The organism is Dyella flagellata, assembly GCF_030160275.1.
Lineage (GTDB): Bacteria > Pseudomonadota > Gammaproteobacteria > Xanthomonadales > Rhodanobacteraceae > Dyella_B > Dyella_B flagellata.
This window is the reverse complement of record NZ_BSOA01000031.1, coordinates 33,655-50,420: the sequence shown is the minus strand read 5'-3', so window position 1 is coordinate 50,420 and position 16,766 is coordinate 33,655. Positions and strand designations below refer to the sequence as shown.

Below are 16,766 nucleotides of genomic sequence, written 5' to 3'. Positions count from 1 at the left end.
AGGGCTAGATTAGTGCGAAAGCGTGCGGGTGAATGCGACGATGAGGAATAAGGGCAGGCCTCGCTTTAGCCCTCCACCAGCGGTCGAGGGCTGAAGCATACTCAAGGTCGCACAGCGATCACCTCGATCTCCACCCGGAATCCGGGATTGGCCAGCCCCGCGACCTGGAATGCCGAACGCGCGGGCAGCTTGGGCTGTTCCTTGGTACCGAAGAATTGCGTGTAGCCGGCCATGAAACCGGCAAAATCCATGCGCCCGCCGTGCGCCTCGTCACCCACCAGGAACGCCTGCATCTTCACGATGTCACCCATCCCCAAGTGCATGGCCTGCAACTGCTTTTGAATGGCGGTGAGCACGCCGATGGTCTGGGTCTTGGTATCGCCGTAAGCCGCCATGGAATCCTTCGCCGCCTTGGGGTCGACCACCGGCGGCACCGTGCCGCTGAGGAAGACCATCGATTTGCCGGCAGGCACTTCCACCGCGGCGGAGATGGGGAAATTGCTGTTCGGTAGCTTGTAGCGGGTCACGTCTTGCGCGTGGGCGAAGGCGGGTGCCACGAGCAGCAATGCAACCAAAGCCATCTTCTGCATGGTGAGTCCTCTGGTGGGTGGGTGCGTGAAACCTACTCCATCTCCCTTCCAGGGAGAACATCCACCTTCAGGGAAATGGGCTGGTTTGCGACGCTACGCGCGGTCTGCCAGCTGTCCCAATCGACGCAGCGCGCGATCCAGCGCCTCGCTCCAAGGCAGGCCGCAACTCAGGCGCAGGCAATCGGCATATTCGCCACGGCTGGAAAACAGCATGCCCGGCGAAGTGCCGATGCCTTCGCGCAATGCTGCATCGAATAGCGTCTTTGCATTCATCCCAGGCAATTGCAGCCACAACGACAGTCCGCCCTGCGGCGTGCATGCGCGCGTGGATGACGGCCAATGACGCGCAATCGCCTCGTGCATGCGTTGTGCATTGTCGGCCAGGGCACGACAGAGCTGGCGTAGATGGCGTTGCAGATCGTGGCGCTCAAGATATTCGGCCAGGGCCAATTGCGGCAGGCTGGCGCTGCCCACGGTGGAGAAATACTTCGTGCGCAACAAGGCGTCCGTCCAGTCGCTACCCACCAGCCAGCCGACCCGCAAACCGGGTGCGAGGATCTTGGAATAGGAGCCGCAGGTGATCACGCTGCCGTGCCGATCCCAGCGCCTTAGCGGCGACGGACGTTGCCCGGACCAGGCCAGTTCGCCGTAGATATCGTCTTCGATAACGATCGTCTTGTGGCGCGCGCAGCTCTTGAGCAGTGCTTGCTTGGCTTGGTCAGGGGTCACGCTGCCGAGCGGATTGTTGAAGTTGGGCACCAGCACGGCTGCACGCACCTGGTGCTGCCGCAGCAGCAGTTCCAGTCGCGCCACATCGATGCCGCGATCGGGCAGGTTCGGTACTTCCAGGACCTTGAGCTTCAAATCGGCTACGGCCTGCAGGATGCCGTGATAGGTGGGGGATTCCACCAGCACCACGTCGCCCGGCTGGGTGAGAGTGCGCAACGCAAGGCTGATCGCCTCCATGGCGCCGGCGGTGATGATGATTTCATCGGGGGAAACCGTTACCCCCACCTGCGCGTAGCGCTGGGCGATCAGCCTGCGTAAGGCAAGATGGCCTTGCGGCGGTGCGTAATCCAACGCGGCGCTAGGCATGCGCCGCAGGCAACGGGATAGCGAAGCGGTCAGGGCCGATTGCGGGAGCAGAGTGGGCGATGGCGTGGCGCTATGCAGGGGCAATAGATCGCTACGCGCGAGCATGTCCAGTACGTCCTGCAGCATGGGGTTGCTGACCGTGCCCGGTGTGCGCCTGCGCGAGGGCCGCACCGCGGGCACTGGCGGCGTGATGGCACGGACGAAATAGCCTGAACGTGGCCGCGCCTGGGTCAGGCCTTCGCGTTCCAGCTGCAGGCAGGCCTGCACGGCGGTGGCGATGCTCACCCCGTGGCTGTGCGCCAGCTGCCGAATGGAAGGCATGCGCTCGCCTGCGCGCAGGCTGCCTTGCGCGATCTGCGTACGCAGCTGGCTGGCGAGTTGCTGGTAAAGCAGCATGGGCATGCCCGAACTGTACTGGTCGAAATGGATCTTATCTGAATCTGTATCGGTCAAATCACATGGTCTACGTTTATGCCGCAGGGTGCAAATCCCCACACGCGGCAGAGGGCCCATGCTCGAACAGAACCATCGCACAGCACTGGCCCGGCTCCTGCTCGCCGAATTGCTGATCGGCTCGGTCGGCGTCTTCGTCCATGAAAGCGGCCAGGACGCGGTCACCGCCGTGTTCTACCGTTGCCTGTTCGGCGGGCTCTTTTTGCTCGCATGGGGGCTGGCGCGAGGTCATTTGCGCGGGGTGCTGCAGGACCGGGTACTGATCCGCGGCGCCATCCTTAGCGGCGGATTGCTTGTCTTGAACTGGGTATGCCTGTTTGCCGGCATGGCGCGCTCATCGATCGGCGTGGCGACGATGGTGTATCACTTCTTTCCGTTCGTGATGCTGATACTCGCGGCGTTGGTGCAAGGGGAACGCACCCGGCCGGTAGATCTGATGTGGACCTTGCTCGGCTTTGTCGGCGTAGCCTGTTCAGCTGATCCGTTGCGAATGTGGCACAGCGCCGACTCTTCCTATCTGATTGGCATCGGTCTTACCTTTCTGGCGGCGCTGCTGTGCGGTGCATCGCTGTTGATGTCACGCAAGGTCGGCAAGCAGCGTCCGTTTGCGCTGGTGATGATCCAGTGCTGGGTCGGTGTCTTGATGCTGGGGTGGTTTTCCAGCGCTGCCGCGTTGCACTGGGGCACGCATTGGCTGTGGCTAGTGGGGCTGGGAGTCATTCACAGCGGCATCGTATACGTGCTGTTCTACTCGTCCTATCCTCGTCTGCCGGTGGTGACCATCGCGGTCATGGCCTTCGTGTATCCGTTGGTGACGCTGCTGCTCGATTACCTGCTGTATGGCCATCGATTGGCCCCGGTGCAGATGATGGGCCTGGCTCTGATCGTGCTCGGCACGCTGGGCGTCAATCTGAAATGGACGCTGGGGTTTTCTCGGCAAAGCCGGGTTTGCGCGTAGGCTGGGATGACCATCCCAGCCTACGTACACATGGCTATTGCGTCTGTTGCTCGATCTGCTTGTCCTGATCGGCGGCTTGCTTGTCGACCACCTTCTGCACGTCCTTGGCGCGCTGTTCGTCCTGTTTCAGCGCATCCCAGGGGGCGCTGGCTGTCGAGGCGGCGGGTTTGGGATCGGATTGAGGGGCGGGCGGTTTGTTGCTGCAGGCCCCCAGGGCCAACAGGCAGAGCAGGGCGGTGGCGGTTCTCATCATTACGACCTCGATAGGCATGGGTGAAGTGTCCCGCCGACCGACGCGGCGGACAAGTCATCTCGTTCATGTAAGCTGAGCGTCATGAATAGCCGCATCGACGCTTGGCAGCTGCAAGATCAGACCGCGCTCATCACTGGCGCCAGCAAGGGCATCGGCTACGCGACCGCGCGCGAACTGGCCGGGCTGGGGGCCAACCTCTTGCTGGTGGCGCGCGATGACGACTACCTGGAACAGGTGCGCGTGGAGTTGAGCGACGACTTTCCCGACCTGGAAGTGTTGGCGTTCGCCGCCGACGTGGGCGTGGCGGAAGATCGCCTGGCGGTGTTCGACTGGGTGGCGGATCTGGAAGCGCCGGTGTCGCTGTTGGTCAACAACGCCGGCGGCAATAGTCCCAAAGCCACGCTCGATTACGAAGAGACCGAATACCGCGCGATTTTCGAGCAGAACCTGTTTTCGGCGTATGAGATGTGCCGGCTTGCGCATCCCCATCTGATCCAGCATGCGCATGCGGCGATCGTGAACGTGGGCTCGGTCTCCGGCGTTACGCACGTGCGTACCGGTTCGCCTTACGGCATGACCAAGGCAGCCTTGCATCAGCTCACGCGCAATCTGGCGGCCGAATGGGCGATCGATGGCATTCGCGTCAACGCGGTGGCGCCCTGGTACATCCGCACCCAGCGCTCCGAGCCGGCGCTGGCCGATGCCGACTACGTCGACGAGGTACTGGACCGCACACCGCTCAAGCGCATCGGCGAACCAGAGGAAGTGGCCGCAGCCATCGCCTTCCTGTGCCTGCCCGCGGCCAGCTATATCACCGGCCAGGTGCTGGCGGTGGATGGTGGCTTTCTCAATTACGGGTTCTAGGCGCCACTTTTCCGTACGACTTGGAAAGGCGCGTAGGCTGGGATGGTAATCCCAGCATTGCCATGCACGCAGCATCGCGATGCTGGGATTACCATCCCAGCCTACGGAGTTTTCCACAGCGATTGGGGAAAGGCTGGTAGCAAGCCTGTGGACAAGTCTTCGTAAGACTTGCGCACCAATCACTTGCATGACATTGCGCAGAATTTGCTCAGCAGTGGCTGAGTTCGGCGAGCAAGGCCTGTTCGCGCTGGAGCAGGGGCGGCTGGTCGCTCTTGAAGGCGCGTGACAGCTTGCGTTCGTTCTCGTCGTATTGGTCACGCAGGGTCGTGCAGGTGTCCTGCGGTGTCATCGGCGCGCATTGGTCCTGCACCAGCACGTACTGGCTGGCAATCATGGCCGCGTCGGGTTTTACGCCAGGCGTGACGTGTCCGAGCGGCGCCGGCAGCATGCCGGTCATCGCAAGCGGCGCGTAGTAGGGCTGCGGATCGCCGTTGCTGCTCAGATACGTCGTCTGGTCCGTCGCACGCACACAGCGGTACATCGTCGATGGCGGTGTGCGCGGTGTCGGCGGGGGCAATGGGACGGCGGGCGGGTTCGCTGCAGAAGGGGCGGGCTTGGAGGGTTCCGGCAGCGGTGAAGCGCTGGGGCCGCTATCGTCCAACTGCAGGGTCTGTTGCTGTTGGCTGTGCGGGCAAGGGGTTCCCTGATAGATCACTCCCCCTTGCTGCGTACGGCACTTGTACGCGATGACAGTGTCCGCGCGAGCAGGCAAGGATAGCTGCAGCGCTGTTGCCAAAAGCAGCACCGCAACAATACCGACAGGGACGCCTGCGCGACTCATGCCCCGATTCTACGCTTGGCGTTGAAGCAAGCCTCGTGCAATCAGAACTCGACGTGATGCTCTTCCGCGGCGAAGCCTATGGTCACCGCGCCTATACCCACGTTGACCATGCCGGTGATGCTCATCGGCGCCTGCATCAGGGTGACGCCGCATTCCTGGCAGGCCTGGGCCAGCTTGTCGTAGCCGGGCAGCTTCGGCAATTCGCCCAGGTCGCCGCCATAGGCGGTGCACATCACCGGTACGAGCAGGCCGGCCCGCACGCGTTCGGCGGCATAACCGAACAGGGTTTCGCAGCCATGCTCCCAGCCGCGCACCTTGCCGACCGGCGTCGTGTCGCCACGATAGCCACGCAGCAACGGTTTGATGTCCAAAGTGGAGCCAAGCACGGCGCTCAGCAAGCCCACGCTGCGATCGCCCTTCTTCTTGGCGCGGGCGCGCAGGTAGTACAGGTCGCGCGGCAGCATGTAGCCGTACGAATTTTCGGCAATATAGGCCAGCCGTTCGCGGACCGCGGCGGGTGTTTCACCGGCCTGTATCAGCCTTACGGCTTCGACAATGCACGGGCCGGAGCCGGCGAACAGACTGCGTGTATCCAGCACGCGCATCAGGAATGGACCGGTAATTCCGGCCGGCTCGCGCACCTTGCGGTAGTTTTTCAGCACCGCGAAGCTGGCCTTGACCACATTGTCGTAGATCGGGCTGCGTGTGGCGGTGATGGTGAGGCAGAACACGCAGTCCTGTTCCAGCACCAGCTTGTCCAGGAACAGCTTCTGCACGTCTTCCACCGAGCAAGGCTCGGTTTCGGCCGAATGGCTGCGGCTACCCAGGTTGAGTTTGAGGAAGCGCTCGATTTCGGCCGGATCGCGATCGTCTTTGAAGGTGGACTCGTCGACTCGTACCGCAACAGGCATGACGGCGATGTCGTGTTGTTGCAAAAACTCCCGCGGCAAATCGCAGGACGCATCGATAGCCAGACCCATGCGCATGTGCCAAACCCCCAGTCCTCAACGTGCGGTGTGACCATAACATGACGGTGGTAGCAGGGCCTTGCCGCGGTGCGCCAAGCAGGCTGTCTTGAGGTTCCTGTTCGCCTTGCCGGTGGCGTGCGATGCATTGCCGCCGTCGGCTGCGGAAGGGGATTTGGACACACAGACGCGATTGATACGGTCCCAGCGCCATGCGGCGGAGTTTTGGCTGAGTGCTGTTCCAGCAAGAAATAGCGATGGTTACAACGTGTTCTTGCGCCAGCTGTCAGCTTATTTCGGTAAGGGCTTTGATTCTCTTTCGAAATGGCACGTTTGCCTTCGGCCACTGGGTGTGATCGATTTCGGCAATTTTGGAATTAATCATTATTAATCAATTATTTATGTGCCTAGATGGGTGATGATTCCTTGCGCAAGTCTGGCGCAAGAAATTGTGTTTGATTGCTAAGAAATTGTTGACACCCGTTGTGACGCTGACGTAAGTTCCTGGCAGAGGCGTAAGTTCACGCGAATCGCAAGCACTGCGAATCGCGGCAACACCGGGGGAGTGCCAAGCGAAGCGCAGGGTTTTGCTGGCGAAAAAACGGTGGTGATGCCTTGTTCGTTCGGGGGTGCACGAGTCGTTCGTGCATTCGTCGGTCTTGGCCTGCATAGGCTCTACGGGGAGATTTTGAATAATGATGAAGCCTGATCAGATTGGCGGGGGTAACTACCGTCGCCACGCTCTTGCCGCGGCTCTGGCAATAAGTTTCGGTTTCGCCGGCGTCGCGATGGCGCAGTCCACCACCGGTGCGTTCACCGGCCAGGCACCGGCCGGCGACTCGGTGACGGTGACCAGCGATTCCGGCTTGAGCCGCGACGTAACGGTAGACAGCACCGGCCACTATCGGATCGGCAACATGCCGGTCGGCACCTACACGGTTCAGCTGAAGAAAGACGGCGCCGTCGTGGATACCCGTAACGCGGTGAGCCTTAACGTGGGTGCCGCGACGGACGTGTCCTTCGTACCCAAGACGCTGAACACGGTGACGGTCAACGCCAATTCGATTCCGCAGATCGATGTGGCGTCCGTGGATTCGCGTTCGGTGATCACCTCCAAGGATCTGGCGCGCCTGCCGCTGGGTCGCACGGCGGAAGCCATTGCATTGCTCGCGCCGGGCGTGAACCAGGGCAGTGGCTTCTTCAACAATGCGCTCTCCTTCGGCGGCGGCAGCGCCTCCGAGAACGCGTACTACATCAATGGTTTCAGCAGCTCCGATCCGCTGTCCAACCTGGGCGGCGTGGGCCTGCCTTATGGCGCGATCGATCAGCAGGAAACCTATATCGGTGGCTATGCCGCGAAATACGGCCGCTCCGACGGCGGCGTAATCAACCAGATCGGCAAGCGCGGCACCAACGAGTGGCATTTCGGCGGCCAGATCATCTGGGAACCGAAATTTGCCGAATCCGATCCGGTCAATCGCAATTACGCGAACATGACCTTGCCTGCCGGTTACAGCTATGCCCAGCCGGGCCTGGCCGGCACGCTTTATCAATACCGCAGGAACGACAAGCAGTGGCGCACGGTGTACGACGCCTACGTCGGCGGTCCGCTGATCAAAGACAAGCTGTTCTTCTTCCTGGCGGCCGAATCGGAGAAAGTGGAAGGCCGCAGCACCAATAACGTGGACGGTGCGCAACCGGCTTACCTCAAGTACACCGATAATCTGCAGAAGTTCTACGGCAAGATCGACTGGAACATCACCGATAACAACCTGCTGGAACTCACGCACATCGTGAACAAGCAGCCGAACGATGCGGGCAACCCGGATCCGGCGAACTCTTCTACGCCCAATGCGAGCACGGGCGAGTATTACGCTTTCAACTACAACACTCTCAAAGCCGGTGGTCCGATCAACGTGTATCCGACGTTGTCCAAGGACACCACCACGATCGACGTCATTAAATACACCGGCTACATCACGCAGGACCTGACGGTCAGCGCAACCTATGGCCGCAACAAGACCACCAACTACACGCAGTATCCGGGCCTGAACTCGACCGATGCGTTCCTGATCAACACGGGGCAGGAAAATCCGGCGTACACCGGTGGTAACCCCATCACCAATAACAACGCTACGCGCCTGATCAGCTCGCCGAACGCCATGACGCGCACGCATGGCTTGCGCCTGGACGTCGATTACCACCTGGGCAGCCACGACCTGTCCGCGGGTATCGACAACATGTATTACCACGCGGCGGATCAAGGGCAGCTCACCAGCGGTCCTGGCTACACCTGGGCCTACTTCATCACCAAGACGCCGAACAACCCGATCAACAGCTTCTCGGCCGCACCGGGTACTCCGTATTACGTACGTCAACGCATTTTCCACGACGCCACCAGCATGTCGGTGGCGCAGAAGGCGTACTACCTGGAAGACAAGTGGCAGATCACCGACCGCTGGCTGGTGGACGTAGGCCTGCGCAACGACAAGTTCGATAACTACAACAATTCCGAACAGCCCTATGTGCGTAGCGGTAATCAGTGGGCGCCACGCCTGGGCGCGAGCTGGGACGTGTTCGGCGATTCCAGCCTGAAGCTGTACGCCAACCTCGGCCGTTACTACCTCGCCTTGCCAAGCAGCGTGGCGATTCGTGGCGCTTCGGCATCCACCTATACCAATCAGTACTTCACCTACACCGGTATCGCCGCGAACGGTTCTCCGACGGGCTTGAAGGCACTCGGTCCGGCCGTCTCGGCCGATAACGAATACGGCGTCACGCCCGATCCGAAGACCTTCACCGCCACCAACCTGCGTTCGGAATACCAGGACGAGCTGATCCTCGGCTTCGACAAGACGCTGGGTTCGAGCTGGACGACCGGTGCGAAGTTCACCCTGCGCCGCCTGGAAAGCGCGATCGACGACGTCTGCGACATGGGCAAGCTGCAGGCCAAGATGCAGTCGATGGGCCTGGACCCGACGCTGTACAACACCACGCAGCCAGGTTGCCGCCTGATCAATCCGGGTCAAAGCAACGACTTCCTGGTGTCGCGCATCGATGGCAGCGGTTATTCCAAGGTGACGATGACCAAGAGCGATTGGGGCTTCACCGATGGTGCCAAGCGCAAGTACTACGCGTTGAACATGTACCTGGAGCACCCGTTCGACGGCAAGTGGCAGGCGCGCCTGGACTACACCTTCTCGCGCAGCTACGGCAACACCGAAGGACAGGTGCTTTCCAACATCGGCCAGACCGACGTCAGCAAGACGCAGGACTGGGATGCCGCCGCGATCATGGCCAACAGCAACGGCATTCTGTTCAACGATCGTACGCACCAGATCAAGGCGTATGGCGCATACGCGATCACCTCCGAATGGATGGTCTCCGGACGCGTGCTGCTGACCTCGGGCGCGCCCAAGAGCTGCATGGGCTACTACCCGCCGCCGAATACCGATCCGATCGGCTACGGCTCGGCCTACCACTACTGCTTCGGCCAGCCCTCCGCTCCGGGTGCAGCAGGTCGTATGCCCTGGAACCAGCGCGTGGATCTGGGTGTGATGTATCGCCCGATGTTCGCGCAGCAGAAGCTGGCCTTCGGCCTGGACGTGTTCAATGTACTGAACCGCCAGGTGCCGACGCAGTGGGCCGCCACCAGCGAGTCCGGCTCGCCTGGCACGGTGCTCAACACCTTCGGCAATGGCATGTTCTATACCCAGCCTCGCTTCGTGCGCCTGTCGGTGTCCTACGACTACTAAGCGGAACGAGCGCCTCTTCCATCCGAGGCGCTCAACTGGACTCGCTTATGAAACGCCTCGGCCATGCCGAGGCGTTTTTTTATGCGTGCGTGGAGCGCGTAGGCTGGGATGGCAATCCCAGCATCAGGATGCAGCGCGGAAAGCTGGGATTATCATCCCAGCCTACGTGCGATCAGACGCGCATACAGTGCGAGACCAGAGGCTCACCAATGAAAACCAAACAAGAGATTGTCACCAACTGGCTGCCGCGCTATACGGGCGTGTCGCTCGAACAATTCGGCCGTCATGTCCTGCTCACCAACTTCGGCCATTACGTCGACCTGTTCGCGCAATGGCATGGTGTGGAAGTGCAAGGCCGCGACCGACCTATGCCCAGCGCAACCGCCGACGGCATCACCCTGATCAACTTCGGCATGGGCAGCCCCAATGCGGCCACCGTGATGGATCTGCTGGGCGCCATACAACCCGAGGCCGTGCTATTCCTGGGCAAATGCGGCGGAGTGAAAAAGAAGAATCAGCTTGGCGACCTGATTCTGCCGATCGCCGCGATTCGCGGCGAAGGCACCAGCAACGACTACTTGCCGCCGGATGTGCCGGCATTGCCGGCGTTCCAATTGCAGCGCGGTGTCTCGACCATGATTCGCGACCTCGGCCATGACTACTGGACCGGCACCGTCTACACGACCAACCGCCGCGTGTGGGAGCACGACGAAACCTTCAAGGAATACCTGCGCCGCACGCGTTGCATGGCGGTAGATATGGAAACCGCCACGATCTTCGCCGCTGGCTTCGCCAACCACATCCCCTGTGGTGCGCTATTGCTGGTTTCGGACCAGCCGATGATCCCGGAGGGGGTGAAGACCGAATCGAGCGACCGCAATGTCACCGCGCATTATGTGGAGGCACATATCCGGGTAGGCATCGAGGCACTGAAGCTGGTGCGCCGCAATGGCCGAAGCGTCAAGCACCTGCGCTTCGAGGATGAGCTGGGGGAATGATTTCACCGGGAACTTTTTCCTGTGGGTGGCCCCGCAATTATTTGCCAATCGTAAGTTATTGCTTTCATCCGTAATTATTTGCCGTTGACTTTCATTGGTTCGAGCCCTTAATTTTCGGGATAACAAATGCTAAAGGGCCGTTAAGCACCGCTTTCGGCCTGGCAATTTGTCGGGGATGGGGGAGAAAAACCGTCCGCGCGTGATCTGGCCGGGGTGGGACTCGCGCCGGGCAGGGGCGATCGCTGACGGTTTTGGGCCTCTTTGACTACTAGCTGCTGGGGAGCATTGAATGAGTATTAATAGGAAGATCAAGTTGGCATCGAACCGGATGCCGGTGCGTCACACTGCGTTGGCCGTTGCAGTGGCGATGGGTTTTGGGTTTTCGGGACAGGTACTGGCGCAGGCCACCACCGGTTCCGTGTTCGGTACCGCGCCGGTGGCTGCTGGTGAGACGGTCCGCATCGTCAACACCCAGACTGGCCTGACCCGCGAAGTACAGGTCGGCAGCGATGGCCGCTACGGCGCCAACCAATTGCCGACGGGCGACTACACCGTGTCGCTGATGCAGGGCGGCAACGTGGTGTCTTCGCGCGATCATGTGCAGGTTACCGTGCAGGGCGGCACCCCGGTCGCGTTTACCGCTGCCGCAGGCGAGAACGCGAAGAACCTCGCGACCGTCACGGTTACGGCCAACTCGCTGCCTGCGATCGACGTGTCCTCCACCCGTCAGACCCAGGTGATGACCGCGCAGCAATTGAAGACGCTGCCGATCGCCCACAGCGCTGAAGCGATTGCGCTGCTGGCTCCCGGCGTGAACGGCGGCGGCTCCTCCCTGGGCACCGGCCCGAGTGGTTCGCCGCTGGTTTCCATGGGCGGCAACAGCGTCGTGGAAAACGCCTATTACCTCAACGGTTTCAACACCACCGACCCGGTCGGTGGCGCGGGCGGCATTTCGCTGCCTTACTTCGCCATTGCCGAGCAGCAGACCATCACCTCCGGCTATGGTCCCGAATACGGTCGTTCGACCGGTGGCGTGATCAGCCAGATCGGCCAGCGCGGTAGCAATCAGTGGCATGCCGGCGTGTACGTGGCGTTCCGTCCGGAGTGGGCCCAGGGCAACTTCGACAATGTGCACTACAACAACCCGCTGACGCCGGTGGGTGCGCTGACGACGGTGTCTCCGACCAACCCCGTTGCCACCCCTTATCTGGCCTCCAGCCAGGGTACGACGAACTATGCTCCCGGTTACGGCCGGATCCAAACGGGCAAGAAGCAGAACAGCAACTGGTCGAATGTGTATGACGCCTACATCAGCGGCCCGCTGATCAAGGACAAACTGTTCTTCTTCCTCACTGCCGAATGGGAGCACGACAGCGACGACAACGGCATCCAGAATTTTGGCGTAACGACGCCGCAGGGTTACTGGCATTCGACGGCTACCAGCAGCCCCAAGCTGTATGGCAAGTTGGACTGGAACATCAATGACAGCAACGTGCTGGAGTTGACGGGCGTCAGAACCCAGTTCAACGAGACCAGCAGCAACTACTACAACTACGACTACACGGACCAGAAGGTCGCCGGCTACTACGGTCCGGGCGTATTGTCCAAAGACACCTACAATATCGGCATCCTGAAGTACACCTCGTACATCACCGACGACCTCACGCTGGAAATGCAGTACGGCCTGATGACGGCCAACTACTTCCGCAGCCTGGGTGGCGGTAATGAATCTCCGGTGACCTTTGGTTCCGGCGTAGCCGTGCCGCCGGGCGTTTCCGTCCCGAACCTGGTTGAAACGACCTCGACCAATCCGGGCCACAAGACCAAGACCCAGAACCTGCGCATCGACCTTGACTGGAAGGTCACGGCCACCCACGACCTCAAGTTCGGTATCGACAACATCCAGTACCGCGACGATAACGACGGTTCCGACATCATCAACGGCAGTTCCTGGAACTACGTAGTAGGCGTACCGTCAACCTTCTCGAACGCGCCGTTTATCGGCAACCCGGGTTACGGCAACTACGTCCAGCAAACCTTTGTGCACCAGGACGTCCGTATTGCGGTTCGCCAGAAGGCACAGTACGTGGAAGACAAGTGGCAGGTCACGCCCAACGTGCTGCTCGACCTCGGCCTGCGCAACGACCAGTTCGAAAACACCGGTCCCGGCGGCGAACCCTACGTCAAGGAAAACAGCCCGCAATGGGCGCCGCGCCTGGGCTTTAGCTGGGACGTGTTTGGCGACAGCACGTTGAAGGTGTTCGGTAACGCAGGTCGTTACTACCTGGCGTTGCCGGCGGGCCTGGCCGCACGTAACACGGCCTTCAGCTCGATCAACGGCAACATCACCTATACCTACACCGGCATCAATGCGAATGGTTCTCCGACCGGGCTGACCGTGGTTCCGACCACCTTGGCTCCCGGTGTGACTACTCCAGGCTTCTTCTCGTCGGACGGTGAGAATGGCGTCCCTGGCAACATCAAGGACTACGCCTCGACCAACCTCAAACCGCAGTACCAGGACGAATACGTGCTGGGCTTCCAGAAGATGCTCGGCGATACCGGTCTGGTGATCGGTTCGCAGGCGACCTGGGAGAAGGCAGGCAACCTCGTCGACGATACCGATCTGCAAGATCCGTACGGTTGCGCAGCAGGCTTGGTCAACCCTGGCAAGACCAACTACATCCCATGCCAAGGGTCGCCCACGGGCCAGGTGATCTGGAATCCGAATACGGGTGCGGGCGTTTATACGGCGGGCCAGCCTTTCATCGGCTTCCCCACGCCGTCGCGTAAGTACTACGCCCTGGATACCTTCCTGGAACACACCTGGGACGGCAAGTGGTACGGCAAGATCGACTACCTGTTCTCCAGGTCGTACGGTACGACCGAAGGTCCGACCGACACCGCCATCGGGCAGATCACCAACTCCAGGAATGGCGGCTTCTCCGGTTCGACCACGGCGCAGTGGGACTTCCCGGACATCATGGCCTACTCCAACGGTGATCAGGCCAATGACCATACGCACACCATCAAGGCGTTCGGCTCCTATGCCATTACGCCGGAATGGATGGTCAGCGGTACCTTCATCATGCAGTCGGGTGCGCCGAACGTCTGCTTGAGCGGTTTCGGTCCGACCATTTTCGCCGATGCCTATAACGGCCCCTACCAGCACTTCTGCGGTGGCGTGCCGAGTTCCAACTCGGCGACTGGCGTGGGTTATGGCGGCCAGCCGTCTCCTCCGGGCACCAGTGGCCGTACGCCGTGGACTCATCAGCTCAACCTGAGCTTGACCTACACGCCTGAGTGGGCCAAGAAGCACCTCACCCTGCAGTGGGAAATTCACAACATCACCAACGAGCAGAAGCCGACGCTGTACTACACCCAGTACGCTATCGGTAACGGTGGTTCGGCCTCGGGTAACAACTCGGGTACGTACATTTACAACCCGGTCTACCACACTGCCGAGTCGACGGAAGCGCCGCGTTACATGGAATTCTTCGTGAAGTACGACTGGTAATTCCCAGCGAGCATTCACCGGCGCCAAGGAAGGTGTCGGCTATGGGAAAAAGCAAGAAGGCCGCCGGGCAACCGGCGGCCTTCTTCGTTTCAGTGATCCAGGTGCTGGATCAACTGGGCGAGAAAGTCCCGATAGCGTGGGCTGCGTGCGGTATCTCCGCGTATGGGTTGGCGTACTTGCGCAGCACTAGCCGTGCTGTGTACGTCACGTTGAGTCTGGTGTGGCGAGAGGCATGCGGCATCAAAGGGCAGTTGGCAGAATGCAAGCAGTCGCCGGATCTGTGCTTCGGGTTCGCGTACCAGCGTCTCGTAGGAAAGGTCAAAGACGTGGCCCGGATAACGTTGCTGCCAATAATCGGTAAGGCGCTGGTAGTCGTTATAACAACTGGCCAGGTCGCCCAGGTCGTAGCTGAAATGGATGCCTTCGCTGAACAACTGGCGATAGCAGGCAAAACAGGTTTCCACCGGATCGCGATGGCAGTCGATGATCCTGGCGCCAGGCAGCATGGCGCGAATGGCGCCGACCCACTGCCAGTTTTGCAGTCCTTTGTCGGTGAAATAAGGGCGCTTGGCGCGCCAGCGAGCGGTGCGGGCCAGATAGTCCTTGCCCAGGCGCGCCCAATCTTCCGCCGTAGCATCGGTTACCCAATGCGGAAAGTCTTTGCCGCGCCGTTTCGATTCTTCGTCGAGAACCTGTGACAGGTCGGGGATCTCATTGGCGCCTTCCACCAGCGGGTGCGAGGCAAGGATATGCTCGACCAAAGTCGATCCGGAACGGGGCAGGCTGGCGATCAGGATCACTTCTTGCCCAAGGCTTGGGTCGAGCGGTGTCGGCAACGGATGGCCGAATGCATCCATGACGGCATCGATGTGAATGCGCTCCGCCGCGGCATCCCACTGGATCAGCTGGCGCTTGAGTGCATTGGCTTCGCGCAATGCCTGAAACGCCTCACCGTATTGGTGCTGGTCTTCCAGCGCCTTGTACAGACTGAAGCCGAGCGATACACGCACCTCCGGCGCAAGCTGCCGGTTTTGCAGGGCGCGCTGGATCTGCTTGGCGTCCTCCAGGGTCAGCGACTCGGTTTTCAGATTGGCCAGGCACTGCCAGGCATGCGCCTGATCGGGCTGCATCGCCAGCACTTTGCGGTATTCGGCGACGGCCTCGGCGATGTTGCCGCGTATCGTGAAAATATCGGCCAGCGTATTGCGCGCAGAGATATGCCGTTCGTCCAGATTGAGGGCGCGTCGCAAAGCGCCCGCGGCCTCGTCCAGTTGCCAATGCAATTTCAGGGCTTTGCCGAGGTTGAACCAGAAGGATGCTTGCAGGGGGGCCAGTTCCGTAGCTCGGCGCAGGCAGACGAACGCTTCCTCGGTGGCGCCGGAATCGTAAAGGGCGCCGCCCAGATTGGTGAGGATGTTCGGGTCATCAGGGCGTTGCCGCGAGGCTTTGCGCATGTACTCGGCGGCTGTGTGGCTATCGCCACGCATCTGACAGGCTATGCCATACAGGAACTGCGCGTTGGCAAAGCCCGGTGCCTCGGCCAGGACTCGTTTCAGGGGTTGCTCGGCCAAATCCGGGCGCCCCTGGGACAGCGCCTTGCCGGCTTCGCTCAGCCACTGGCCGGCTGCGGGGGAGAGAGAGGGAGGCGACATGGGCTACCTGATGCCAAGGGTTGCAGAACCGAACTTTAAGTCTTGCATGCTCTTCACGGCAAAAAACCGCCTGTTCCGCTTCAGGGGGAGGTGCGATTACCATGGATGGCGTCATGCAAGCTCATGAAGGATTACCGCCTTGATTCACTGTGTCCCCGCCGTCCTCGGTCCTGAAGAACTGGCAGCCATCCGGTCCGGGCTCCAGAGTGCTTCTTTTGTTGACGGAGCCGGCACGGCCGGTTGGTCCGCGCGTGAGGTAAAGCGGAATCTACAGGTGACCCAGGGCGCGCCCGAATATGAGCAGATTGCCCGCATCGTGCGCGAAGCCTTTATGCGCAGTGGTGAATTGCAGGCGGCCTTGCTGCCGGCGATGGCAACCTCGGTCTTGTTCAACCGCTACTCGCAAGGCATGGAATACGGCCCCCACGTGGATACCCCGGTAATGGGCAGCATGAGCAATGCGATCCGCAGCGATATTGCCATTACTATTTTTCTCTCTGACCCCCAAAGCTACGACGGCGGTGAGTTGACCGTCTTCATGAATGGCATCAGCAGCCAGTTCAAGCTGGAGGCAGGTGCCGCGATCGCCTATCCCGCCAACACCTTGCACCACGTCACACCGGTCACTCGCGGAGTGCGCGATGCGGCGATCATCTGGGTGCAAAGCCAGGTGCGCGATCCGGCGAAACGGGAAGTCTTGTGGGATATGGAAAACGCCAAGCATTTGACCTTCAAGCGTGAAGGCAAGAGCCAGGCATTCGACCTGATCAGCAAGTCCCGCGCGAACCTGATCCGCATGTGGGCGGAAACCTGAGCGAGGCTGCC

The 16,766-nt window shown here is 60.8% G+C and carries 13 protein-coding genes; 7 read left to right on the top strand and 6 right to left on the bottom strand.

The window, feature by feature from the left end:
• Nucleotides 1-101: 101 nt before the first annotated feature.
• Nucleotides 102-590 carry a RidA family protein gene (locus tag QQJ96_RS14305; RefSeq protein WP_284332692.1) on the bottom strand — a complete coding sequence of 163 codons (489 nt, stop codon included), beginning with the start codon at nt 588-590 and terminating at the stop codon, nt 102-104.
• A 93-nt stretch (nt 591-683) separates the two neighbouring features.
• Complete coding sequence (locus tag QQJ96_RS14300) at nt 684-2,081, bottom strand: aminotransferase-like domain-containing protein (RefSeq protein WP_284332730.1); 1,398 nt, start codon at nt 2,079-2,081, stop codon at nt 684-686.
• Between the two features lie 115 nt (nt 2,082-2,196).
• Here QQJ96_RS14300 and QQJ96_RS14295 point away from each other — a divergent pair, with 115 nt between their 5' ends.
• Nucleotides 2,197-3,096 (top strand): DMT family transporter, encoded by a 900-nt coding sequence (locus QQJ96_RS14295; RefSeq protein ID WP_284332691.1) that lies wholly within the window; start codon nt 2,197-2,199, stop codon nt 3,094-3,096.
• A 34-nt stretch (nt 3,097-3,130) separates the two neighbouring features.
• On the opposite strand, the gene QQJ96_RS14290 is transcribed toward QQJ96_RS14295, so the two are convergent.
• Nucleotides 3,131-3,367, bottom strand: coding sequence for a hypothetical protein (locus tag QQJ96_RS14290; protein ID WP_284332690.1), 237 nt, complete (start codon nt 3,365-3,367; stop codon nt 3,131-3,133).
• A gap of 63 nt (nt 3,368-3,430) precedes the next feature.
• On the opposite strand from QQJ96_RS14290, the gene QQJ96_RS14285 reads away from it, so the two are divergent.
• Nucleotides 3,431-4,213, top strand: coding sequence for an SDR family oxidoreductase (locus tag QQJ96_RS14285; protein WP_284332689.1), 783 nt, complete (start codon nt 3,431-3,433; stop codon nt 4,211-4,213).
• 208 nt (nt 4,214-4,421) lie between these two features.
• Here QQJ96_RS14285 and QQJ96_RS14280 read toward each other — a convergent pair whose 3' ends face one another.
• Together QQJ96_RS14280 and QQJ96_RS14275 are read right to left on the bottom strand one after the other, a co-directional pair.
• Nucleotides 4,422-5,054 (bottom strand): DUF4124 domain-containing protein, encoded by a 633-nt coding sequence (locus tag QQJ96_RS14280; RefSeq protein WP_284332688.1) that lies wholly within the window; start codon nt 5,052-5,054, stop codon nt 4,422-4,424.
• A gap of 41 nt (nt 5,055-5,095) precedes the next feature.
• On the bottom strand, nt 5,096-6,040 hold the full coding sequence (locus QQJ96_RS14275; protein ID WP_284332687.1) for a DegV family protein: 945 nt from the start codon (nt 6,038-6,040) through the stop codon (nt 5,096-5,098).
• Nucleotides 6,041-6,128: 88 nt separating this feature from the next.
• Between QQJ96_RS14275 and QQJ96_RS14270 the strand changes: the two genes are divergently transcribed.
• The 4 genes from QQJ96_RS14270 to QQJ96_RS14255 all read left to right on the top strand — a co-directional run bounded on the left by QQJ96_RS14270 (nt 6,129) and on the right by QQJ96_RS14255 (nt 14,289).
• Nucleotides 6,129-6,410, top strand: a complete 282-nt coding sequence (locus QQJ96_RS14270) for a hypothetical protein (RefSeq protein ID WP_284332686.1) — start codon at nt 6,129-6,131, stop codon at nt 6,408-6,410.
• A 304-nt stretch (nt 6,411-6,714) separates the two neighbouring features.
• Nucleotides 6,715-9,774, top strand: coding sequence for a TonB-dependent receptor (locus tag QQJ96_RS14265; RefSeq protein WP_284332685.1), 3,060 nt, complete (start codon nt 6,715-6,717; stop codon nt 9,772-9,774).
• A gap of 209 nt (nt 9,775-9,983) precedes the next feature.
• On the top strand, nt 9,984-10,772 hold the full coding sequence (locus tag QQJ96_RS14260) for an AMP nucleosidase (protein ID WP_284332684.1): 789 nt from the start codon (nt 9,984-9,986) through the stop codon (nt 10,770-10,772).
• A 289-nt stretch (nt 10,773-11,061) separates the two neighbouring features.
• Nucleotides 11,062-14,289 carry a TonB-dependent receptor gene (locus QQJ96_RS14255; RefSeq protein WP_284332683.1) on the top strand — a complete coding sequence of 1,076 codons (3,228 nt, stop codon included), beginning with the start codon at nt 11,062-11,064 and terminating at the stop codon, nt 14,287-14,289.
• A gap of 89 nt (nt 14,290-14,378) precedes the next feature.
• Here the strand turns inward: QQJ96_RS14255 and QQJ96_RS14250 are convergent, their stop codons facing one another.
• Nucleotides 14,379-15,941, bottom strand: coding sequence for a tetratricopeptide repeat-containing sulfotransferase family protein (locus QQJ96_RS14250; protein WP_284332682.1), 1,563 nt, complete (start codon nt 15,939-15,941; stop codon nt 14,379-14,381).
• Nucleotides 15,942-16,080: 139 nt separating this feature from the next.
• On the opposite strand from QQJ96_RS14250, the gene QQJ96_RS14245 reads away from it, so the two are divergent.
• Entirely contained in the window at nt 16,081-16,755 is a 675-nt protein-coding gene (locus QQJ96_RS14245; RefSeq protein ID WP_284332681.1) for a Fe2+-dependent dioxygenase, read from the top strand.
• The last annotated feature ends 11 nt before the right edge of the window (nt 16,756-16,766 follow it).

Excerpts from the sequence above, each read along its gene's own strand:
- QQJ96_RS14305 (WP_284332692.1), bottom strand. The coding sequence starts at position 590 with ATGCAGAAGATGGCTTTGGTTGCATTGCTGCTCGTGGCACCCGCCTTC.
- QQJ96_RS14300 (WP_284332730.1), bottom strand. The coding sequence starts at position 2,081 with ATGCTGCTTTACCAGCAACTCGCCAGCCAGCTGCGTACGCAGATCGCG.
- QQJ96_RS14295 (WP_284332691.1), top strand. The coding sequence starts at position 2,197 with ATGCTCGAACAGAACCATCGCACAGCACTGGCCCGGCTCCTGCTCGCC.
- QQJ96_RS14290 (WP_284332690.1), bottom strand. The coding sequence starts at position 3,367 with ATGCCTATCGAGGTCGTAATGATGAGAACCGCCACCGCCCTGCTCTGC.
- QQJ96_RS14285 (WP_284332689.1), top strand. The coding sequence starts at position 3,431 with ATGAATAGCCGCATCGACGCTTGGCAGCTGCAAGATCAGACCGCGCTC.
- QQJ96_RS14280 (WP_284332688.1), bottom strand. The coding sequence starts at position 5,054 with ATGAGTCGCGCAGGCGTCCCTGTCGGTATTGTTGCGGTGCTGCTTTTG.
- QQJ96_RS14275 (WP_284332687.1), bottom strand. The coding sequence starts at position 6,040 with ATGCGCATGGGTCTGGCTATCGATGCGTCCTGCGATTTGCCGCGGGAG.
- QQJ96_RS14265 (WP_284332685.1), top strand. The coding sequence starts at position 6,715 with ATGATGAAGCCTGATCAGATTGGCGGGGGTAACTACCGTCGCCACGCT.
- QQJ96_RS14260 (WP_284332684.1), top strand. The coding sequence starts at position 9,984 with ATGAAAACCAAACAAGAGATTGTCACCAACTGGCTGCCGCGCTATACG.
- QQJ96_RS14255 (WP_284332683.1), top strand. The coding sequence starts at position 11,062 with ATGAGTATTAATAGGAAGATCAAGTTGGCATCGAACCGGATGCCGGTG.
- QQJ96_RS14250 (WP_284332682.1), bottom strand. The coding sequence starts at position 15,941 with ATGTCGCCTCCCTCTCTCTCCCCCGCAGCCGGCCAGTGGCTGAGCGAA.